This is a genomic window from Ruegeria sp. AI3, assembly GCF_056541245.1.
Genome location: NZ_JBQFYA010000002.1, coordinates 384,814 through 405,053, shown reverse-complemented (window position 1 = coordinate 405,053; position 20,240 = coordinate 384,814). Strand labels below are relative to the sequence as shown.

The 20,240-nt window shown below is 57.9% G+C and carries 19 protein-coding genes; 11 read left to right on the top strand and 8 right to left on the bottom strand.

All coding sequences use genetic code 11. The features are described 5' to 3' along the window. Positions 1-17: 17 nt before the first annotated feature. The 7 genes from ACRZ95_RS05760 to ACRZ95_RS05730 form a co-directional block, all read right to left on the bottom strand. Positions 18-1,253, bottom strand: coding sequence for a Tm-1-like ATP-binding domain-containing protein (locus tag ACRZ95_RS05760; protein ID WP_170677312.1), 1,236 nt, complete (start codon positions 1,251-1,253; stop codon positions 18-20). A 22-nt stretch (positions 1,254-1,275) separates the two neighbouring features. Next, positions 1,276-2,208 (bottom strand): phosphotransferase, encoded by a 933-nt coding sequence (locus ACRZ95_RS05755; RefSeq protein WP_170677314.1) that lies wholly within the window; start codon positions 2,206-2,208, stop codon positions 1,276-1,278. Then, positions 2,205-3,500, bottom strand: coding sequence for an aminotransferase class III-fold pyridoxal phosphate-dependent enzyme (locus ACRZ95_RS05750; RefSeq protein WP_170677316.1), 1,296 nt, complete (start codon positions 3,498-3,500; stop codon positions 2,205-2,207). The genes ACRZ95_RS05755 and ACRZ95_RS05750 overlap by 4 nt, the downstream gene beginning before the upstream one ends. A gap of 15 nt (positions 3,501-3,515) precedes the next feature. Further along, the gene (locus ACRZ95_RS05745) at positions 3,516-5,000 is read right to left on the bottom strand and encodes an aldehyde dehydrogenase (RefSeq protein ID WP_170677317.1); all 1,485 of its coding nucleotides are present in this window, start codon (positions 4,998-5,000) and stop codon (positions 3,516-3,518) included. 7 nt (positions 5,001-5,007) lie between these two features. After that, on the bottom strand, positions 5,008-6,540 hold the full coding sequence (locus ACRZ95_RS05740) for a tripartite tricarboxylate transporter permease (protein WP_170677319.1): 1,533 nt from the start codon (positions 6,538-6,540) through the stop codon (positions 5,008-5,010). 9 nt (positions 6,541-6,549) lie between these two features. After that, a complete protein-coding gene (locus ACRZ95_RS05735; RefSeq protein WP_170470521.1) occupies positions 6,550-7,086 on the bottom strand; it encodes a tripartite tricarboxylate transporter TctB family protein in 537 nt (178 codons plus the stop codon). Positions 7,087-7,149: 63 nt separating this feature from the next. After that, on the bottom strand, positions 7,150-8,079 hold the full coding sequence (locus ACRZ95_RS05730; protein WP_170677321.1) for a tripartite tricarboxylate transporter substrate binding protein: 930 nt from the start codon (positions 8,077-8,079) through the stop codon (positions 7,150-7,152). A 108-nt stretch (positions 8,080-8,187) separates the two neighbouring features. Between ACRZ95_RS05730 and ACRZ95_RS05725 the strand changes: the two genes are divergently transcribed. Together ACRZ95_RS05725 and ACRZ95_RS05720 are read left to right on the top strand one after the other, a co-directional pair. After that, complete coding sequence (locus tag ACRZ95_RS05725) at positions 8,188-8,967, top strand: IclR family transcriptional regulator (protein ID WP_170677323.1); 780 nt, start codon at positions 8,188-8,190, stop codon at positions 8,965-8,967. 32 nt (positions 8,968-8,999) lie between these two features. Further along, a complete protein-coding gene (locus tag ACRZ95_RS05720) occupies positions 9,000-10,352 on the top strand; it encodes an aminotransferase class III-fold pyridoxal phosphate-dependent enzyme (protein WP_170677325.1) in 1,353 nt (450 codons plus the stop codon). A gap of 37 nt (positions 10,353-10,389) precedes the next feature. Here the strand turns inward: ACRZ95_RS05720 and hpaR are convergent, their stop codons facing one another. Continuing rightward, the gene (gene hpaR, locus ACRZ95_RS05715; RefSeq protein WP_170556492.1) at positions 10,390-10,830 is read right to left on the bottom strand and encodes a homoprotocatechuate degradation operon regulator HpaR; all 441 of its coding nucleotides are present in this window, start codon (positions 10,828-10,830) and stop codon (positions 10,390-10,392) included. 105 nt (positions 10,831-10,935) lie between these two features. Here hpaR and ACRZ95_RS05710 point away from each other — a divergent pair, with 105 nt between their 5' ends. From ACRZ95_RS05710 to ACRZ95_RS05670, 9 genes are all read left to right on the top strand, one after another. Further along, positions 10,936-11,334 carry a 5-carboxymethyl-2-hydroxymuconate Delta-isomerase gene (locus ACRZ95_RS05710; protein ID WP_170677327.1) on the top strand — a complete coding sequence of 133 codons (399 nt, stop codon included), beginning with the start codon at positions 10,936-10,938 and terminating at the stop codon, positions 11,332-11,334. A 3-nt stretch (positions 11,335-11,337) separates the two neighbouring features. Further along, positions 11,338-12,846: a 5-carboxymethyl-2-hydroxymuconate semialdehyde dehydrogenase gene (gene hpaE / locus ACRZ95_RS05705; RefSeq protein WP_170677329.1), complete on the top strand. Its 1,509-nt coding sequence runs from the start codon at positions 11,338-11,340 to the stop codon at positions 12,844-12,846. Between the two features lie 157 nt (positions 12,847-13,003). Beyond that, positions 13,004-13,846, top strand: coding sequence for a 3,4-dihydroxyphenylacetate 2,3-dioxygenase (gene hpaD / locus ACRZ95_RS05700; protein ID WP_170380896.1), 843 nt, complete (start codon positions 13,004-13,006; stop codon positions 13,844-13,846). Positions 13,847-13,870: 24 nt separating this feature from the next. Then, a complete protein-coding gene (locus ACRZ95_RS05695) occupies positions 13,871-15,352 on the top strand; it encodes an NAD-dependent succinate-semialdehyde dehydrogenase (protein WP_480554639.1) in 1,482 nt (493 codons plus the stop codon). 3 nt (positions 15,353-15,355) lie between these two features. Next, the gene (locus ACRZ95_RS05690) at positions 15,356-16,753 is read left to right on the top strand and encodes a pyridoxal-dependent decarboxylase (RefSeq protein WP_170677331.1); all 1,398 of its coding nucleotides are present in this window, start codon (positions 15,356-15,358) and stop codon (positions 16,751-16,753) included. Further along, entirely contained in the window at positions 16,750-17,604 is an 855-nt protein-coding gene (locus ACRZ95_RS05685) for a fumarylacetoacetate hydrolase family protein (protein ID WP_170677333.1), read from the top strand. Before ACRZ95_RS05690 ends, ACRZ95_RS05685 begins: the two co-directional genes overlap by 4 nt. After that, complete coding sequence (gene hpaH / locus ACRZ95_RS05680) at positions 17,601-18,401, top strand: 2-oxo-hept-4-ene-1,7-dioate hydratase (protein ID WP_170677335.1); 801 nt, start codon at positions 17,601-17,603, stop codon at positions 18,399-18,401. Before ACRZ95_RS05685 ends, hpaH begins: the two co-directional genes overlap by 4 nt. Positions 18,402-18,415: 14 nt before the next feature. Further along, the gene (locus ACRZ95_RS05675) at positions 18,416-19,471 is read left to right on the top strand and encodes an aldolase/citrate lyase family protein (protein ID WP_170677337.1); all 1,056 of its coding nucleotides are present in this window, start codon (positions 18,416-18,418) and stop codon (positions 19,469-19,471) included. A 12-nt stretch (positions 19,472-19,483) separates the two neighbouring features. Then, positions 19,484-20,224 (top strand): metallophosphoesterase family protein, encoded by a 741-nt coding sequence (locus tag ACRZ95_RS05670; RefSeq protein ID WP_170677339.1) that lies wholly within the window; start codon positions 19,484-19,486, stop codon positions 20,222-20,224. Positions 20,225-20,240 lie beyond the last annotated feature (16 nt).

The window sequence follows — 20,240 nt, the reverse complement described above, 5'->3', positions numbered from 1 at the left end:
ACGCAATAGGAAGCCAGCTAACCACGGCTGACAATCCCGCTTTCAACCCATTCGTCAAATTTGGCCAGAACGGCATTGCAAAATGCGGCGTCGTTGATATGGGCGTCCAGCTCAGTCATCGGCACCTGGTCCGGCATGACCTTGCGGGCCTCATCGACCATGTCAGCAAGGGCCGCGGGGTCATGTGCCTCTTCGCCTTCCTTGTCCCATGCTTCAACGCCTTGCAACGGCAGGAAGAAATGAACCGGCCCGGTTGCTGCTTCCAGCCGGTTTGCAAGTTCCCTGATCCAGGCGCGGCGTTCCTCGCCATTGAAGACCGAGCTTTTGATCAGGCGGTTATGTTCGTGAAACGGGCGATCTGCATATTGGTCCGGGATCTCTTGCCAGCCCGCGAAGTCCAGCAGGTCCAGAGCGCCCGGTGCAACCATCTGCGGCGTGCCAACGCGCCCGGCATTGGTAACGCGATCCTCTCCGCTTGAAACAACCGAGCCGGCCAGCAGATTGCCGAACTCCTGCATGCAGAAATCCATCACGCAGACAAAGGCGTTTTCGGCGGCCAGTTTTTCAAAGGCCATGCCGCCCATGCCTGTCGAGTGGAATACTGCAACCTCAAAGCCTCGCTCTTCCAGCGCAGGTTTCAGAGTTTTCATGTAACGCAGGCAGGAGGACCCAAGGCTGGTCATGCCAATCAGGGGTTTGCCACGATCCGGCGCGATGGCGGCTTTGGCAGCACCGACCACGGCCCCTGCAGCCTGTGCCAACGAAGACCTGCAGATCGAGTTCATACCGTACAACCCACCGGCCCACAGGATCATCTGTATGTCCGGGGCCAACCGATGTGGGGGGATTAACGATGAGAAACTGACTGTTGAAACGATGTATTTCGGGACCCCCATGGGCAGGGCCTGTGCACAGTCCAGCGCAAGGTCGGTACCCATGGTTCCACCAGTGGCCAGCATCCCGTCAAACCGGCCTTCGGCATAGGCTCTTGCCACTACCTTGGCAGCCCCGGCGGACATGACGCGGAAGGCCTTGTTCTCATCCCCCAGCGCAATCACCTCGTCGATGGTTCTGCCTTCGGCATCTGCGACGTCATGTTTTGAGATGTCGGTCGGTGTTTCAGGATCGCCAAGAACGGAGACGTCCATTGTTAGCACATCTGCTCCCTGCGCCTTTACGGTTTCTTCGATGAACCGCATCTCGGGGTCTTTAGTGTCGTATGTCCCGATCAGCAGGATCGTTTTATTGGTCATGGTTTCCTCCCGTGCGTTCGGTTTATCCGAGGTAGTGCGTCAGCAACTCTCGGGCGGTATCTTTGAACCGCATGTTTCGTGCCTCTGATCCATCTTCGCCCATGCGGGACGAAATCCAGCCGACATAAGTGACCGCGCGCAGGGCCATGAACAGATCGAGATACTCGGTGTCTAGCGCACGTTCCGACCAGTATCCCTCTAGCAGGGCCGCCTGCAGGGCGTCGTAATCCGGCTCGCATAGGTTTTTCAGCAGTGTCGTGGCGATATCGATCAGACGGAACCCGAACCCGGCGTCGTCGAAATCAATCAGCCAGAGCTTGTCGCCTCGAACCATCACGTTTTCACGTACCAGATCGGCGTGGATCAGGCCGTAGTCCAGTTGGTTTTCGATCTGCAGTAAGTGATTGTTGGCTTTCTCGCGGAACGCAGTGAACAGGGCACGATCCTCGCCAGAAAGCGTGGGGTTTTCCCAAAACCGATCCCACAATGGGGCATTGCCCAGCAGTCCAGCACGATCCCAGGACCAGCGCTCAAAGTCATCGGGACGCGTCCAGGCATCGCTGACTTCGTGCAGCTTCGCCATCTCATGCCCGAGGGCCCGAAACAGCCCGGTACGATCACTATGGTCGATCCCGGTTTCGGTCGATCCCAGCGGGCGACCGGGCAACCAGTCAAGCATATCGACCTGGACCCCGTCCAGCAGTTGCAAATAGCGGCCATCCGTGGCCGGTACCGGTGTGGGTACACCGACGCTCTTTGCGCCCAGCTCGGCGATCCACTGCAGCTCGGACCTCAAGGCGGTATCCGAATGCAAGCCTTTGCGGTGCAGGCGCAGCGCATAGCTTTTCGCGCCGATCTGAACCCGGTAGACATGGTTTTCGCGGGCCGCGATCAGCGACCATTCGGCACCGTCCATGCCCCAAAGGGTCAGGGCTTGCTCGACAACCGGGATCATAGGGTCAGCGGGGTTTCGGCCAAAACCTCGTCCAATGTGTCAAACAACAGATCGGCATTCTCTTTCGAGAACGGCATCGGTGGCCGGATCTTGAGCGTGTTCTTGTGGCGGCCGAGTTTCGAATGGATGATGCCCCGGTGCCGCATCGCGTTGATGATCCGATCGGTGAATTCGCTGGCCGGTTCCTTGGTCTGACGATCCAGCACCATCTCGGCCCCGAAAATCAGGCCCGAGCCGCGCACATCGCCGATGAACTCATATTTCTGCTGCAAAGCCGTCATAAGTGCGTGGGCGTGATCGCCCACAGTTTTGGCATTGGCGACGAGGTTTTTAGCCTCAATCTCTTCCAATACCGCCATCGCTGCTGCGCAGGACACTGGGTTGCCACCGAACGTGTTGAAGTAGCGATAGCCCTTGCGAAAGGTGGCAAGGATTTCGTTGCGCGTCACGACACCGCCCACCGGATGGCCGTTGGCCATGGGTTTGCCCATGGTCATGATGTCCGGCACCACGCCCATCTTCTGATGCGCCCACATATGGGTGCCTGTTCGGCCAAAACCCGATTGAACCTCGTCGCAGATCAGCAGGCCACCGGCCTCGCGCACCACTTCGGCCACGGATTTCAGCCAGCCGTCGGGATGGTCGGGGAAGCCTTCATTCAGGAAATAGGGGCAGATGACCAAAGCGCTAAAGCCGATGCCGGTCTTTTCATGCTCAGCAATCTGTTCGGCCACAGCATCGGCAAACTTGCTGCCGTCTGGGTCTGGGTTTCGATAGCTGTCGGGTGCTTCCACAAACCGGAAATACTGATCCAGACCAAAGCCAACGGTCGGCAAGTTTGATTTGCTCAACTGGCTGACCAGAGAAGTGTTGCCGTGATAGGTTGCATCCGTACCAATGATACCGCGTTTGCCGGTCATGCCTTCGGCCATGCGCAGGGCGATGTCATTGGCCTCGGACCCGGTGCAGGTCAGAATGGCGGTGTCCAGCGAGGCATCCATCGTGCCCGTCAGCTTCTCAACATAGTCAAGAATGCCGTCATGCAAATAACGCGTGTGGGTGTTGAGCGTTGACGCCTGGCGGCAGATCGCGTCGACCACGCGGGGGTTGCAATGGCCGACATGCGGGACATTGTTGTAGCAATCCAGATATTTGCGCCCGTCCGCATCCCACAACCAGACCCCTTCGCCCTTCACGATATGAAGCGGTTCGTCATAAAAGGTCGAGACATTCGGGCCCAGCAGCTTGGTCCGGCGTTCAACAAGCTCGGCGGATTTCGCAGGAAGTGTCATGCAGCAGACCTTTGGTCAGAGTTTTATCCAGGCGGTTTTCAGGTCGAGATATTTCTCGAACGCATGCAGGGACTTGTCGTGCCCGTTGCCTGACTGGCGCACACCACCCAGCGGCACGGTCAGGTCAGAGCCGCCATAGGTGTTCACATGCACGACACCAGCGCGGATGCCAGCGATCATGCGGTGCGCGCGGCACAGGTTCGATGTCCACACGCCCGAGGAGAGACCATAGACCGAGTCATTGGCCAGCCTGATCGCTTCGTCCTCGTCCTTGAAGGGGGTCACGGCCAGAACCGGACCGAACACCTCGTTCTGGAACAGATTGTCAGTGGATTTGACCCCGGTCATCACCGTCGGGGCCATATAGTAGCCACCGGTTTCCTCAAGGATGCGCCCGCCGCCAGTGCGACGCTCGGCGCCTTCGGCCTCGGCTTTGGCTACGAAGTCCAGATTGGATTCCAACTCGGGCAGCGAATGAACTGCGCCAATTTGTGTGTCCAGATCGAGCGGATTGCCGACCCGCATCGCTTCGGCATGTTTGACGAGTTCGGCAACAAAGTCGTCGTGGATGTCCTCTTGGATCAACAAACGCGATCCGGCGATGCAGATCTGACCTGCGTTGCGGAAGATACCACCTGCGGACACTTTGGCGGCCTCGCTTAGGTCCGGGGCGTCGTTGAAGACGATGTTGGGGGACTTGCCGCCCAGTTCCAGATAGCAGCGTTTCATGTTCGACCGCGCCGAATACTCCAGCAGTCGACGGCCTGTAGCCCCTGAGCCTGTGAACACCATGATGTCCACATCCATCGACAGCGCCAGCGTTTCGCCCACCACCCGGCCTGACCCGGTGACGACGTTCAGCACGCCGTCGGGTATTCCGGCCTCGGCTGCCAGTTCGGCCAGTTTCAGCAGCGACAAGGAAGCGCTTTCAGCGGGTTTCAACACGACCGAGTTGCCGGTGGCCAGCGCAGGGGCCAGTTTCCAGCTGCCGATCATCAGCGGCATGTTCCACGGCACAATCGCTCCGACGACGCCAACCGATGCGTGATGGATCAAGCCCAGTACGTTTTCTGCCGTGGGGGCGATCTGACCGTAGACCTTGTCAATCGCCTCGGCGTAGTAGCGGAATGTGCCAGCTGCCGACATAGGCTCGGCCTTCATGGCCATGGTGATTTCGGTGCCATTGTCGCGCACCCCCAGAACAGCCAACTCAAGAGCGTGTTTTTCGATCAGGTCGGCCAGCTTCAGCAGGACCTTCTTTCGCTCGGCAGGGGATCGGCGCGACCAGCGGCCATCCTCGAACGCAGCCCGCGCAGCGCTAATCGCAGCCTCCATATCTGCCGGGGTGCCTTCGGCAATTTGGGTCAGTACTGCGCCATCGACAGGCGATAGCACCTCCCGATGTCCACCTTCCGAAGCGGCGACCCAGCGCCCGCCGATGAAGTGAGATCGGGTGGATAGAACCTGAGAGCGAAGGGCGTCAATATCGGACTGGTTCATGGCAGAGTTACCCTTGCTGATTGGGGTGATCGGAGTCGACCGGTTGCGCGGTCGGCTCGGGTTTCAGCTTGTTGCGGAACTCGTAGTACAACGTTCGGAAATGCAGCAGCAGGATCAGCACGATCAGCGCCGTCAGGATCGCCGCAATCGGGCGGTCGACGAAATCGAGCGGTGATTTGACCCGCGCCATGGCACTGCGCAGCTTGACCTCCATGATCCCGCCCAGAACCATGCCCAGAATGATCGGCACAATCGGGAGGTCCAGCCGTTTGAGGATCAGGCCGAACACACCAAAACCAGCGGCAATGGCGCAGTCGGTAATCGAGTTACGCAAACTGTAGACGCCGACGAAGGCCAGGATCAGGATCATAATGCCCAGAAACCGCGTTGGGATCTGGATGATCTTCAGCAGCAGGTTGGTCGAGAAGAGCAGGAAAACTAGAACGATGACGTTCAGCAGGATCAGCGCCATATAGAGCGCCATCACAAAGTCCATCTGGTTTTCAAACAGCTGCGGGCCGGGGATGACATTGTGCACATAGAACACCGACAACATCATCGCGGTCAGCGCTTCGCCCGGGATACCCAGCGCCAAAAGTGGGATCATGGCCGCGCCGGGCACTGCATTATTGGCGGCTTCAGACGCCACCAGCCCTTCTGGCGAGCCATCCCCGAATTTGTCGGGGTCTTTCGAGGTTTTTTGTGCATAGGTGTAGGACAGGAATTGCGAGGTGAACTCACCTGTGCCCGGCACCATACCCATGAAGACCCCGATGCTCGAGGACGCGGTTGCGACGCGCTTGATGCCCAGTAGTTCCTTGAGGCCGGCGAAGATGTTGCCGCTGACATGCGTTTCGCCCGGTGCGTGGTTCTTTTCAAGCAGCAAAAGCAGGGCCTGACTGATGGCAAACAGGCCCAGAACAACCACGATCAGATCTACGCCCGAAGCCAGCCAGCTTTGTTCAAAGGTAAAGCGGCGGGTGTATTTCACTGGCTCAAGCCCGACCGTGTTCAGGAAAATCCCGAAAGCGGCCAACATACCGGCAGCAAAAATCTGCCCTCGGTGAGCGAGGATCACCATAATGATCCCCAGAAGGGCGGCCAAAAATATCTCTCGGCTGCCGAAATGCGGTGCGATCAACGCCAGAACGGGCGACAGGATCATCAGGCAGATGATGGCGAAGACACCACCGAAAAACGAAGCGGAATAGGCCAGTGACAGCGCGCGATGCCCCTGACCGCGTTTGGTCATGGGATAGCCGTCATAGGTGGTCAGCGCGTTCACCGCCGTACCAGGCGTGTTGATCAGAATAGCGGGTATGGCGCCTCCATACATTGACGAGCCATAGATACCCAGTAACAGCGTCAGGCCGACAATGGGTTCAAACGCGAAGGTGGCAGGCAAAAGGATGGCGATGGCAACCGCAGCGCCAACACCGGGCACCGCGCCAATGATGACCCCACCGATCGAGCCAATCAGAAGGGCAACGATCACCTGCCATTGTGTCAGGATCGAAAGACCGGACATAAGCGTTTCCATTTGCGAACCTCAGAGATAAGTCAGCGCAAAGGCGCGCACGGAATCGGGCAGGTATTCATAGGCGGCACCGGCCGGGATTTTCACTTGCAGGAAGGCTCGGAAAATGATGGTCACCGCCACACCGAAAGCCGCCGCAAGGCCAATTGCCCCAGCGCTTCGGAACCCGGTTCGGACTGCAAGGAATACCGCGAACAGAACGGTCGAAGGCAGGTATCCAAGAAGCGGGACAACGGCGACGTAGATCAGAAAATAGGCGACGTATTCAAGGGACCGCAGCCAGAACGCGACTTCGGGCCAGCGACCCGGAATGCGGTCCGACATGGCGGAGCTGAGCCAGTGCAGAAAAGCAAAGGCGGCCATTGCCCAGAGCGAGACCATTGGCCAGAAGCTTGGTTGCGCAAACCACTTAGTGCGTTTGACAACCTCGGTCTGCGTGCCCAGTTGGCTCAGTAGAAAAACCGAAAATACCAGGAAGGCCAAAGCAAAAACGACATCGCCGGGTCGGCGGTATCGTTTGAACATGTCTTGCAATGTCTTTGCGATCATTATGGCCTCCTGCTGGATAGAAAAAGGCCCGACAGTATTGCAATACGCCGGGCCGGTTTCGCGTTATTCGCCTAGAATCTCTTCGATTTTAGAGAACGAGGCTTTGTCCTGTTCGATCTGTGCATTCGAGGCATCCGGATCCTGCCAGTAGATCAGTGCTCCAGTTTCTTCGGCAAGTTGCTTGGCCTTGTCAGATCCCAGCGCTTTCTGCGCGGCGGCAGTGATCTTTTCGCGTGCTTCGGCCGGAGTGTCCTTGTGGACGAACAGACCATTCCACAGCGCCAATGGCAGTTCGGGGTGCAGCTCGGTAACCGTGGGCGTATCCGGGACCAATGAGATCCGTTCGCCACCGATGCTGGCCAGGACATTCACTTGGTCCAGACAAGGAAGAACAAGTTGAAGCGTCGTGTTGATCACGTCTACGTCGCCCGAAGCCAGGGTGTTGCAGTCCAACGCGTCGAAGGCGGCTTCGCTGGCGAAGTCAAACCCACTGCTGACTGCGGCCGCAAAGGTGACTTGTGTGGGCGGCAGAACCGAGCCGAAGTGACCAAGCGCGACATCGTTTTCTTTGCCGTGTTCCACCAGTTCTTCCCATGTCGCGAACGGGGCATCCTTGCTGGAGGCAATGACGAAGGGATAGGTCAGAAAAATGCCAATCGGTTCGAACGGGTTGGGATTTAGCTCGGGAATGCCAATGTCCGGGCCGATGACCGGTACGCCTATGACGAACGAGCCAACGGTGTAGCCATCTGCCGGAGCGGTCGCAACTTCCACCGCTCCGGGGAACGGACCACCGCCGCCACCGGGCTTGTTCACGACGGCGGCAGGAACACCATACATGGCCTGAAATTCGTCGGCGATCATCCGTGTGAGAACGTCTTCCAAGTCACCCGGAGGCCATGGAACGACAAAGGAAACCGGTTTCTCTGGATACTCGGCCAGTGCGGCGGTTGCAGAAGCAACAAAAGCGGCGGCTGTTAGAACTTTCTTCATTGACACCTCCCGTCAGTGGTTCATTATATGATCCGCGTTAACAATAATAATGTTGCTTTGTTAAGCTTGTTCTGTCAAGTATTACCTTAACAGGAGGATGTGAATCGCATGGGTACTGCCCTGAACGCCCTGAAAATGCTCAACTACTTTTCAAACGCTCGGCCAGAAATTGGGTTGAGTCAGTTTGCGCGCCTGTCCGGATTGAACAAAGCCACGGCGCTGCGACACCTTCGGGCGCTTGAGGAATACGGGCTGATCGAGCAGAACCCCATGACCAAATCCTATGCGGTCGGACCTGCTGCTTTGCGACTGGCAGCGTTGCGGCAGATTGCCCGTCCCGGTATCGAGAGCGCCCGCCAGAGAATGCAGGTCGCGATGCAGGACGTTGGTGAAAGCCTGCATCTTTCCCTGCTTGAAAAGGAGTGGCTTCAAACCGCGCTGGTGGTCGAAACGAACCGCCACAGCGTGCGCGTCAGCCTCGACCCTAGCGAGATTCTTCCAATCAATGCGACAGCATCCGGTCTTTGTATGCTCAGCTTTGGGCCATCCTTCTTGCTGGACCGTCTCGATCAGAATGAACAAGTACGATACACGGACGCCACGCTGACCGACCCGGCCAAGATCAAAGAGCGGGTCGCGGCAATCAGTCAGGCCGGTTGGGCGAATAGCAGTGGAAGCTACGAAGATGGCGTCTATGGCTATGCGGCACCCATATTTGGGATTGATCAAGTGGCGCTGGGAACCATTGCGATTGCCGTTCCCGAAGGCCGCGCCGGAGACGACCGGCTTCCTGAAATCCTGACCGTCCTGCACGCCCTCTCAAATGACCTGACCGCAAGTTTTGGTGGTCAGCTTCCCGACACTTTTCCAATCGAATTCCATCCTTGAGCGGGTGGACGCAAAACCCGGAGACCAGAGAAATGAAAGACTCGAACTTTCTCAAAGAAAACAACGCGCGTTACTTCTGGCACCCGATGGCGCACCCCGCCGAAAGTCAGAAGAATCCGCCCACGATTCTGAACGGCGGCGAGGGTGTCAGTATTGTCGATGTCGATGGTCACAAGGCGCTGGACGCGGTCGGGGGGCTTTGGAACGTCAATCTGGGCTATTCCTGCGAGCCGGTTAAGCAGGCCATCGCTGATCAGCTGAATGCGCTGCCCTACTATTCGACCTTCCGTGGCACCAGCAACGACAAGGCAATCGAGCTGTCTTATGAACTGGCGCAGTTTTTTGAGCCCGACGGCCTGACCCGCGCTTTCTTTACCTCGGGCGGCTCGGATTCGGTTGAGATCGCGCTGAAAATGGCGCGGCAGTACCACAAGGTGCGTGGCGAGGCCGGGCGCACTAAATTCATCAGCCTGAAACAGGGCTATCACGGCACACATTTCGCCGCTGCATCGGTCAATGGCAATCAGAAGTTCCGCGCGGTCTATGAGCCGATGATGCCGGGCTGTTTCCATGTGCCCGCGCCATGGACCTATCGCAACCCGTTCGACGAGACCGACCCTGAGCGTCTGGCGCAGCTTTGCGTCAAAGCGCTTGAGGCCGAGATTTCATTCCAGGGCGCGAGCACGGTTGCGGCTTTCATCATGGAACCGGTTCTTGGGGCAGGGGGCGTAATCCCGCCGCATAAGAGTTTCATGCCGATGGTGCGAGAGGTCTGCTCGAAACACGGAATTTTGTTGATCTCGGACGAGATCATCACCGCTTTTGGGCGTACCGGCAGTGAAAGCGGTGCGCGGCATTGGGGGGTGCAGCCCGACATCATGACGACGGCCAAGGCCATCACCAATGGGTACTTCCCGTTTGGGGCGGCGATGATTTCGGGGGCTGTTGCCGAGGTGTTTGAAAACGACACCACCGGCAAGGCGTCGGTGGATCAGGGCTATACCTATTCCGGTCACCCGGTTGGGGCTGCAGCGGCGCTGGCCGCGTTGTCCGAGATCAAGCGCCTGCGCGTCTGGGAAAACGCCGCCTCGCGCGGGGATGAGCTGTTTGCCGGGCTGCAAAAACTGGCCGAGAAATACGACGTGATCGGAGATGTGCGCGGCGGCGAAGGGCTGATGTGTGCGCTGGAACTGGTCTCGGATCGCTCGACCAAGGCACCCATCGCGAAACACCTGCCGCTGCAGGTTCAGAAAGCGGCTTATGAAGATGGTGTGATGGTGCGTGTGTCCGGCAACAATATCATCCTGTCTCCGCCGCTGATCATCACATCAGAGGACGTGGCCAAGATCCTGTCTGCGCTGGATACCGGTCTGGCGTCTCTTTAACCAACACTTACGTGACCTCGCCCGCCCTAGGGCGGGGTCAGACTTTAACCGCCTGCAACTCTTCAAGCAGGTCCAGCAGTTGGTTCAGCTTCTCGCGGCCCATCTGCGACTCGATATTGTTTGAGATCGCCAGCGACGTGGCAAGGTTGTCTTCCAGAACCGCGCGGCCGGCATCGGTGATCCGAACCATGGTGCGGCGCTTGTCTTGTTTGTCCTGGCGACGGGTGATCTGGCCATCGGTCTCCATGGTGCGCAGAATGCGAGTGAGACTGGGCAGAAGCAGGCAGGCCTCGTGGGCAATTGCGCTTTGCTCAACCTCGCCCAGCTCGTCCAAAACCCTCAGGATGCGCCACTTCTGTTCGGTGAGCTGAATGTCATGAAGCATGTCCCGGATCGGTGCCATGACGGTTTCCCGTGCGCGCAACAGCGCAATCGGAAGAGATCGGGCGGTACTTTTTGTATGGCTTTGCGTGGTCATGCGGCTTTCTAAATTGCCGATTCCGAAATTGCAAAGATTAACAAGGCAAGTTCTTGACAGCATGATTGTAAAAAAGTAAACATGTTAACCAATAAGGGAGGGCACATGCCGCATTTTCAAGTCGAGTATTCCGGGAACCTAGAGGACAAGGTCGACATGGATGGCTTGTGTGAGTGCATCCGAGCAAGGGCTGCTGAGATTGATACCTTTCCGATGCCGGGAATTCGTGTCCGCGCTGTGCGGGTCGATCATTTTGCAATTGCAGACGGTAATCCGGCGCATGGCTTTATCGATATCTCGATCCGCCTGCGCGCCGGTCGGTCCGACGACGTAAAACAGGATGCCACGCAGCGTATTTTTGAGGCGGTCAAAGCGTATCTGGCACCTGCCTTCAAACATCATTCGATCGCGCTCTCGCTTGAGATGCGCGACATCGACGCGAAGCTTTCGCCCAAGACTGGTACGATCCGCGATCACCTTGGCGCCACTACGCAGGAGACCTGACCCATGAGCGCACTGGACACCAACATCGAAAAACTGGCGGGATTTCTGGCGCGGTTCAAAGAGACGGGCATCAAAAACCGTATCGCGGGCGAGGATGTTGCTGGTTCCGCCGGTGTTTTTCAATCCACGTCCCCGGTCGACAAGTCTGTGATTTGCGATGTTGCCCACGGTACCGATGAAGACATTGACATCGCTGCGAAAGCGGCTCATGCGGCCTTTGCAGACTGGCGCGACATGCCTGCCACCGAACGCCGCCGCATTTTGCTTAACGTGGCCGATGCCATCGAAGCACGCGCCGAGGAAATCGCGCTGTGCGAATGCTGGGACACGGGTCAGACCCTGCGATTTATGTCCAAGGCGGCTCTGCGCGGAGCCGAGAACTTTCGCTATTTTGCAGATCAGGTTGTGCAGGCGCGCGACGGTCAACATCTGAAATCGCCGACCCTGATGAATGTCACCACCCGCGTGCCGATTGGTCCGGTTGGCGTGATCACCCCTTGGAACACGCCGTTCATGCTGTCGACCTGGAAGATCGCGCCCGCTCTGGCTGCAGGCTGCACCGTGGTTCACAAACCCGCCGAGGATTCGCCCCTGTCAGCCCGCTTGCTGGTCGAAATCGCCGAAGAGGCCGGACTGCCCAAAGGTGTGCTGAACACTGTGAACGGCTTTGGCCCCGACGCGGGTAAGGCGCTGACCGAGCACCCTTTTATTAAGGCCATCGCCTTTGTCGGTGAAAGCCGCACAGGTAGCATCATCACCAAACAGGGCGCGGACACGCTGAAGCGGATGCATCTGGAACTTGGCGGCAAGAACCCGGTCATCGTGTTCGACGACGCCGATCTGGACCGCGCTTTGGATGCCGTGATCTTCATGATCTACTCGATCAATGGCGAGCGTTGTACGTCATCCTCGCGACTGCTGGTGCAGGACAGCATCAAGGAAGAGTTCGAAGCCAAGCTGATCGAACGCGTCAACAACATCAAGGTCGGCCATCCGCTGGACCCGGCGACCGAAATCGGCCCGCTGGTCACAGAGGAGCACTACAACAAGGTCACCAGCTATTTCGACATCGCCAAAGAGGACGGCGCGACCGTCGCAGCCGGTGGTGTGAAGCTGGGCGATGAAGGGTACTTCATCCGTCCGACCCTGTTCACCAATGCCACCAACCAGATGCGCATCGCCCGTGAGGAGATCTTTGGCCCCGTCCTGACCTCGATCCCGTTCTCGACTGAAGAAGAGGCACTGCAGATGGCCAATGACACGCCTTATGGTCTGACCGGCTATGTCTGGACCAACGACCTGACGCGGGCGCTGCGCTTTACCGACAAGCTTGAGGCCGGAATGATCTGGGTGAACTCGGGAAATGTGCGCCACCTGCCGACGCCCTTTGGTGGCGTCAAAGCGTCCGGCATCGGGCGCGACGGCGGCGACTGGTCGTTCGAGTTTTATATGGAACAAAAGCACATTGGCTTTGCAACCGGTCAACACAAGATCATGCAATTGGGGAAGTAAACTAGCGGCACTGTCCCCATTGGGCGGGGACAAAGCTAGGATAGACAAAACGCGCACAAACTGGTCCGGCACTTTCCGCTTACTGCTGAAGGACCGAACGATGTCAGGTAGCTTCAACTTCGGTTGCCAGGCGTCACAAATGCGAGGAGGAACTGCCATGGGAAAGATTGTACAGGCCGCGAAGATAACGCATGTGCCAAGCATCTGGATGTCCCACACAATGCCGAAATACAAAGGCATCCGCCAACCTGCCATCGACGGCTATGCGCGTCTTCGTCAGGATGCGATCGACCGCAAAGTCGATACATTTGTCATTTTTGACACGCACTGGATCACCAATCAGGGATTCCATCTGAACACGAAAGAGCACCACAAGGGCCGTTTCATCAGTCATGAACTGCCGCACATGTTGGCGGATATGGAGTTCGACTATCGCGGCGATCACGAGCTTGGGGAAACCATCCTTGATGTTCTGCGTGAACGTGGCGAACGGGCCTTGGGGCATTCGCACCCCGATATGGGTATGGAGTACGGCACTTTGCTGCCGATGCACTTCATCAACGAGGGTGTGAATGCGCGGGTTTTGCCCGTGGCGGTCAACCAGTTCTCGTCGATTGCTGAAAATCGCGTCTGGGGTGAAGCCATCGCCGAAGGCATCCGACGCTCGGACCGTAACGTGTCGATCCTGGCCTCGGGGTCGTTGAGCCACGACTTCACGCCCAATGAACGCTCGGTCGATGGACTGAACTCGGTAAACGGCGAGTTCAATCGCCAGATGGACATGCGCGTGCTGGACCTTTGGGAACAGGGGCGCTTTGAGGAGTTCCTCGAACTTCTGCCCGACTACGCCAAGAAATGCGCGGGCGAGTGCGCCATGAACGATACCGCCTTGCTGTTCGGTGCCCTTGGATGGGGCAGCTACAAGGGCAAGATCGACATATATACCCCGTATTTCGGTAGCTCCGGGACCGGGCAAGCCAATGTCAGCTTCTCGGTCTAGAACCGGAAACACAGGGAAATTCGAATGACGGAACTGCGTCTTAACGATCCCACGTTGCTTGCCGAAAAGGCGCGGGTCGGGTCCAGATGGATTTATGCTTCAGACGTTGAGCGCGCGATTGACGTGATAAACCCGGCGACGGGTGAGTTGATCGGGCGTGTGCCCAATCTGGGTGCTGCCGAGACGGTCGAGGCGATTGCCGATGCGCAGCGCGCGCAGAAAGACTGGGCCAAACGTACCGCGAAAGAGCGCAGCCAAATCTTACGTCGCTGGTATGATCTGATGATGGAAAACCAGGATGATCTGGGTGCCATTCTAACCGCCGAACAGGGTAAGCCTTTGGCCGAATCGAAGGGCGAGATCGCCTATGGCGCCAGCTTCATCGAGTGGTTCGCCGAAGAGGCCCGCCGGGTCTACGGGGATGTCACACCTAGCCATGCGCCGGACAAGCGGATCATTACTGTCAAGCAACCCATAGGCGTTGTGGCCGCGATTACGCCGTGGAACTTTCCCAACGCCATGATCACCCGGAAGGCTGGACCGGCCTTTGCGGCGGGCTGTTCGATGGTGTTGAAACCCGCCAGCCAAACGCCGTTCTCGGCCATCGCTCTGGCCGTGCTCGCCGAACGAGCGGGGCTGCCCGCTGGTTTGTTCTCGGTCATCACCGGCTCAGCGCGGGAGATTGGTGGAGAGATGACCTCAAGCCCGATCGTGCAAAAGCTGACCTTCACTGGGTCGACTGAGATCGGCGCGATGCTCTATGCGCAATGCGCGCCAACGATCAAGAAGCTAGGGTTGGAGTTGGGTGGCAATGCGCCGTTCATTGTGTTCGACGATGCCGATCTGGATGCCGCCGTCGAAGGCGCTGTGATCGCGAAATTCCGCAACAATGGACAGACCTGCGTATGTGCAAACCGCATCTATGTGCAGGCCGGGGTCTACGACGCCTTTGCTGAAAAGCTGGCTGCAAAAGTAGCGACCCTGCCAACCGGCAATGGGTTTGATGAAGGTATCATCTTTGGCCCGCTGATCGATCAGGCTGCCGTGGACAAGGTCGTCGAACATATCGGTGACGCGACTTCGAAGGGGGCTAGGATCGCACTCGGGGGTAGACCCCACACACTTGGCGGCACCTTCTTTGAACCCACCATTCTGACCGATGTGACCTCGGATATGGCGGTGGCGACCGAAGAAACCTTTGGCCCCGTCGCTCCCTTGTTCAAATTCGAAAGCGAAAGCGAGGTTGTCGCCGCTTCCAATGATACCGAATTCGGCTTGGCTTCATATTTCTATTCCCGTGACATGGCGCGTGTCTGGCGCGTATCCGAGGCGTTGGAATACGGGATGGTCGGTGTGAACACAGGTCTGATCTCAACGGCAGAGGCTCCGTTCGGCGGTGTCAAAATGTCGGGTCTTGGACGCGAGGGATCTCGATATGGCCTCGATGATTTCATGGAGTTGAAGTACATCTGCATGGGCGGGATTTCCCCTTTTGAGGAGGCTTAGTGTATGAATTGGGACGAATTTTCTCACTGGGGGCAGCAAATCTCCAACTGGGCTGCTGACTACCACAAGACTCTGGCGGATCGTCCTGTTCGGGCGCAGACAGCGCCGGGGGAAATTGCTGCGCAGCTTGAGATCTCACCCCCGGAATCTGGTGAGCCGATGGAGGCCATCATGGCCGATTTCGAACGTATCGTGATGCCCGGGATCACTCACTGGCAGCACCCTCGGTTCTTTGCGTATTTCCCGGCGAATGCCGCCCCGCCTTCGATGCTGGCTGAGATGCTGGTGACCACTATCGCTGCGCAATGCATGCTCTGGCAAACCGCACCCGCAGCGACTGAGGTCGAAGGCGTTATGGTGGACTGGTTGCGACAAGCCCTCGGTCTGCCAAATGGTATGACCGGTGTCATTCAGGACAGCGCGTCTTCGGCGACTTTGTCTGCGGTACTGACGATGCGCGAACGCGCTACTGGGTACACAGGTAATCGCCAGGGGCTGAACAGCAAAGGGGCGCTGCGGATTTATTGCTCAGACCAGGTACATTCCTCGATTGACCGTTCTTGTTGGGTTGCTGGAATCGGCCAGGATAACTTGATCAAGCTGCCAACACAGGGACCGACCTACGCGATTGACGCCGTCGCGCTTGAGGCCGCTATCCGCGATGACATCAAAGTCGGTCATGTGCCAGCCGGGATCATTGCGATCACAGGCGGTACAGGCGTTGGGGCCTGTGATGATTTGGAAGTTGTGGCAAACATCGCGCAGAAATACGACCTTTACACCCATCTGGATGCGGCTTGGGCCGGGTCGGCAATGATTTGCCCGGAGTTCCGCAAAGAGCTTTGGCCTGGGGCGGGGTGGTATGACAGCATCGTTTTCAACCCACACAAATGGATGGGCGCTCAATTCGATTGCGCCATCCAGTTTCTGCGTGACGCCACACCGCAGCTCAACACGCTGAAGATCGAACCTGAATACCTCAAGACAACCGGTGCCGAGGTGACCAATTATTCGGAATGGACGATCCCGTTGGGACGTCGGTTCCGTGCGCTGAAGATTTGGTTCCTGTTGCGCTCTTACGGGTTGGACGGTCTGCGTAAACGAATCCGAAATCACGTCGTTTGGGCCAATGAGGTTGCAGAGAAAATTGGCGCGATGGAGGGGTTCGAGATCACGACCGGGCCGATACTCAGCCTGTTTTCCTTCCGCTGCCCGGGTGACGATGCGATGCAGCAGCGTCTGGTTGATGCGCTGAATGATGACGGCCGGATTTATCTGACCCAGGGCATGTTTGATGGTCGCAAGATCATTCGTTTTCAGGTCGGACAATTCGATACAACACGCGACGATGTGCTGATGGCAGCAGACGTTATTCGTGAGGTTTGGGAGACACTTAAATGAAATTCGCAACCTTCTCCGCCGATGGGCAGACTTACTTTGGTGCGATCACGGATGTCGGCGCAATTGCGTTGAATGATGCTTTCCCAGATCACGCGAGCCTTTTTGAGGTGATCGCTGCTGGTGTGTTTGATCAACTGGCATCAGTCGCCGAAGGAAAGGACGTGACCCACACGGATTTCACCTACGAGATGGTGATGCCCGATGTCCGCCGCATCCTGTGCGTCGGCGTTAACTTCCCGGACCGCAACGCCGAGTACAATGACGGCAGCGCGCAGCCTAAATACATGTCGCTGTTCCCACGTTTCGCAAGCGGCTTCACCGGCCATGACCGCCCTCTGATCCGTCCGCCGGAAAACCACACATTGGACTACGAAGGCGAAGTGGCGATTGTCATCGGCAAGACTGGACGTCGGATTTCACAAGAGGACGCCTACGACCATATCGCAGCCCTGACGCTGTGTAATGAGGGTACGATCCGTGACTGGGTGCGCCACGCCAAGTTCAACGTCACGCAAGGCAAGAATTGGGATAATACGGGTGCTATCGGCCCGTGGCTGGTGCCGTTCACCAACGCCGCGCAACTGGATGATGCCCGTATTCAGACCCACGTGAACGGCGAGTTGCGCCAGGATGATACCCTGAACCGCATGATGTTCCCGATCCGGCGCGAGATCGAATACATCTCGACCTTCATGACCCTGCAGCCGGGCGACATCATCGTCACCGGCACGCCGACCGGGGCAGGGGCGCGGTTTGATCCACCGAAATACCTGGCTCCGGGTGACGTGGTTGAGGTGTCCGTCGAGGGCATAGGTACGCTGCGCAACACAGTCGAGGACGAACAGCAATGACGCCCGAAGATCATGCCCGCGCAGCTGCTGATCTGCTGAGCGCGGAACGGACTGGAGAGCAGATTGGCCTGCTAACACTGCGCCACCCCGAGATGGGCATGGACGACGCCTACGAGGTGCAAAACGCCATCTATCGCCAGAAACTAGCCGAGGGGCGCAAGGTGATTGGCTGGAAGATCGGTTTGACCTCGAAAGCGATGCAATATGCGCTGAACATCGACATTCCGGACAGTGGCATCCTGTTTGACGACATGACCTTTGAACACGGCGGAACGGTTCCGGCGGGTCGTTTCATCCAACCACGGATCGAGGCCGAGATCGCCTTTGTGATGAAGTCGGCCGTCGGAGGGGAGAACGTCACGCGCGAGGATATCATCGCTGCCACAGACTATGTAGCGCCCTCCATTGAAATCCTCGACACACGTATTCACCGTGTGGATCCCGCGTCCGGCAAAGCTCGCACAGTATTCGACACGATCAGCGACAATGCCGCCAATGCAGGTATCGTGCTGGGCGCGGACCGGCACGCCGTGGATGCTTTTGATCTCCGCTGGGTCGGTGCGCTGACCTTCCGCAATGGTGAAATCGAGGAAACCGGCCTAGGTGCGGGCGTTCTGAACGATCCGGTCGAAAGCGTTATCTGGCTGGCCCGCCGCATGGCGCAATACGGACAATACATCGAACCCGGTCAAATCATCCTGTCCGGCAGCTTTATCCGCCCGGTCGAGTGCCCGTCGGGTACTGAAATCCATGCCGATTTCGGGCCATTTGGCTCGGTCGGTATCAATTTCGCCTGAAAGGAAAGCCGCATATGCCTGCGCCAAAGAATACGTTCAAAGCCGCTCTCAAGGCGGGGCAGCCGCAGATCGGCTGCTGGATCGGGATGGCCAACGCCTATACGGCCGAGATCGCAGCAACCGCGCAGTTCGACTGGCTGCTGGTTGACGGTGAACACGCGCCGAATGATCTGCGCTCGATCCTCGAACAGGTGCAGGTGATCGAAGGATCAGGTAGCACTCCGGTCGCGCGCCTGCCGATAGGCGAAACCTGGATGATTAAGCAGTATTTGGACGCGGGCGTGCAGAACCTTCTGGTGCCCATGGTCGAAAGCGGGGATCACGCGCGTGAGCTGGTTCGGGCAGTGCAATACCCACCGCATGGCGTGCGGGGCGTGGGATCGGCACTGGCGCGGGCCTCGCGGTTTTCAGCCATCCCGGACTACCTGAAAACGGCGGACGAACAGATTTGCCTGCTGGTTCAGGTCGAAAGCCAAAAAGGTATGGCTGCGCTGGACGATATTCTGTCCACCGATGTGGATGGGGTGTTCATCGGCCCATCCGATCTGGCCGCCGATATGGGCCATCTCGGTAATGCCGGTCACCCCGACGTTGTTGCAGCCGTTTTGGACGCGCTGGCTCGCATCGTGGCGGCTGGTAAGGCGGCGGGTATCCTGACCCTTGATCCGACAATGCAACGCAAATGCCTGGATCTGGGGGCCACTTTTTTGGCCACCAATATCGACGTGACCCTATTTGCAACAGCAATGCGCAACGCCGCCGATGTCGGGCTGGGCCTGTTGCCGGATCAGACTGCCTCGGGCGTTGCGGAAACCGCTTCTGCCAGCAAGTATCTGCAGCAACTGTGTAAACACTGGTCGCACAAGGCCGAGGTGTTTTTTGACGAAACGAAGGGAAGCGTGGCCTTCGCGGATGGTGACAGCGTGACCCTTGAAGCGAATGACGACAGGCTGACAATTAACGCTGCGACCGGCCCGCGCGGGGACTTGGGGCAGTGGAAAGGCGTGATCGAAGCCCATCTGGTGCGTTTTGCCTTTCGGGAAGAGCTCCGCATCGAATGGTCTGAGTAAGAGCGCCAAAAAATGCCAGAACCTATCTATGCCATTGGTGACATCCACGGTCAGTTGCACATGCTAGAGGACGCGCTGGCCCGCATCGAAAAGGACGGTGGGCCTGATGCGCAAATCGTCTTTATCGGTGATTACACGGATCGCGGCGCCCACAGTCGACAGGTTCTTGACCTTTTGGTGAAAGGACAGTCCGAAGGCAGAAACTGGACATTCCTGCGCGGCAACCACGATCAGATGTGCGCAATGTTTCTTGAGGACTACCCGCGAAACGACGCGCGTCTATTGGTCGGGTATCATTGGCTGCATCCCCGGATAGGAGGTGTTGAAACGTTGAACTCCTACGGCGTTAAGGTTAGCGAAGGGGATCGAATATATCAGGTCCATGCTCAGGCCAAAGTCGCCGTGCCGCAGGCCCATATCGATTTTCTGGCAGGTCTGTTGCCCTACTACCTGTGCAACGACGTTTTGTTGGTCCATGCAGGCATACGGCCCGGTATTCCCTTGCAACGTCAGGACCCCGACGACCTGATCTGGATCCGCGAAGAGTTTCTGGACTATCCGGACCCTCACCCATGGCTGGTTGTTCACGGCCATACCCACGTCGCCAGTCCTGAACACCATGGAAACCGTGTGAACATCGATACCGGGGCGGGATATGGCAAATCGCTGACGGCTGCGGTTTTCGAAGGATCGAAGTGTTGGCTGTTGCACGACGAGGGGCGTAAGCCCCTGACCTATAGTGGCTCTTCATAGCTTTCGGTAATCCAGA

Excerpts from the sequence above, each read along its gene's own strand:
- ACRZ95_RS05760 (WP_170677312.1), bottom strand. The coding sequence starts at position 1,253 with ATGACCAATAAAACGATCCTGCTGATCGGGACATACGACACTAAAGAC.
- ACRZ95_RS05755 (WP_170677314.1), bottom strand. The coding sequence starts at position 2,208 with ATGATCCCGGTTGTCGAGCAAGCCCTGACCCTTTGGGGCATGGACGGT.
- ACRZ95_RS05750 (WP_170677316.1), bottom strand. The coding sequence starts at position 3,500 with ATGACACTTCCTGCGAAATCCGCCGAGCTTGTTGAACGCCGGACCAAG.
- ACRZ95_RS05745 (WP_170677317.1), bottom strand. The coding sequence starts at position 5,000 with ATGAACCAGTCCGATATTGACGCCCTTCGCTCTCAGGTTCTATCCACC.
- ACRZ95_RS05740 (WP_170677319.1), bottom strand. The coding sequence starts at position 6,540 with ATGGAAACGCTTATGTCCGGTCTTTCGATCCTGACACAATGGCAGGTG.
- ACRZ95_RS05735 (WP_170470521.1), bottom strand. The coding sequence starts at position 7,086 with ATGATCGCAAAGACATTGCAAGACATGTTCAAACGATACCGCCGACCC.
- ACRZ95_RS05730 (WP_170677321.1), bottom strand. The coding sequence starts at position 8,079 with ATGAAGAAAGTTCTAACAGCCGCCGCTTTTGTTGCTTCTGCAACCGCC.
- ACRZ95_RS05725 (WP_170677323.1), top strand. The coding sequence starts at position 8,188 with ATGGGTACTGCCCTGAACGCCCTGAAAATGCTCAACTACTTTTCAAAC.
- ACRZ95_RS05720 (WP_170677325.1), top strand. The coding sequence starts at position 9,000 with ATGAAAGACTCGAACTTTCTCAAAGAAAACAACGCGCGTTACTTCTGG.
- hpaR (WP_170556492.1), bottom strand. The coding sequence starts at position 10,830 with ATGACCACGCAAAGCCATACAAAAAGTACCGCCCGATCTCTTCCGATT.
- ACRZ95_RS05710 (WP_170677327.1), top strand. The coding sequence starts at position 10,936 with ATGCCGCATTTTCAAGTCGAGTATTCCGGGAACCTAGAGGACAAGGTC.
- hpaE (WP_170677329.1), top strand. The coding sequence starts at position 11,338 with ATGAGCGCACTGGACACCAACATCGAAAAACTGGCGGGATTTCTGGCG.
- hpaD (WP_170380896.1), top strand. The coding sequence starts at position 13,004 with ATGGGAAAGATTGTACAGGCCGCGAAGATAACGCATGTGCCAAGCATC.
- ACRZ95_RS05695 (WP_480554639.1), top strand. The coding sequence starts at position 13,871 with ATGACGGAACTGCGTCTTAACGATCCCACGTTGCTTGCCGAAAAGGCG.
- ACRZ95_RS05690 (WP_170677331.1), top strand. The coding sequence starts at position 15,356 with ATGAATTGGGACGAATTTTCTCACTGGGGGCAGCAAATCTCCAACTGG.
- ACRZ95_RS05685 (WP_170677333.1), top strand. The coding sequence starts at position 16,750 with ATGAAATTCGCAACCTTCTCCGCCGATGGGCAGACTTACTTTGGTGCG.
- hpaH (WP_170677335.1), top strand. The coding sequence starts at position 17,601 with ATGACGCCCGAAGATCATGCCCGCGCAGCTGCTGATCTGCTGAGCGCG.
- ACRZ95_RS05675 (WP_170677337.1), top strand. The coding sequence starts at position 18,416 with ATGCCTGCGCCAAAGAATACGTTCAAAGCCGCTCTCAAGGCGGGGCAG.
- ACRZ95_RS05670 (WP_170677339.1), top strand. The coding sequence starts at position 19,484 with ATGCCAGAACCTATCTATGCCATTGGTGACATCCACGGTCAGTTGCAC.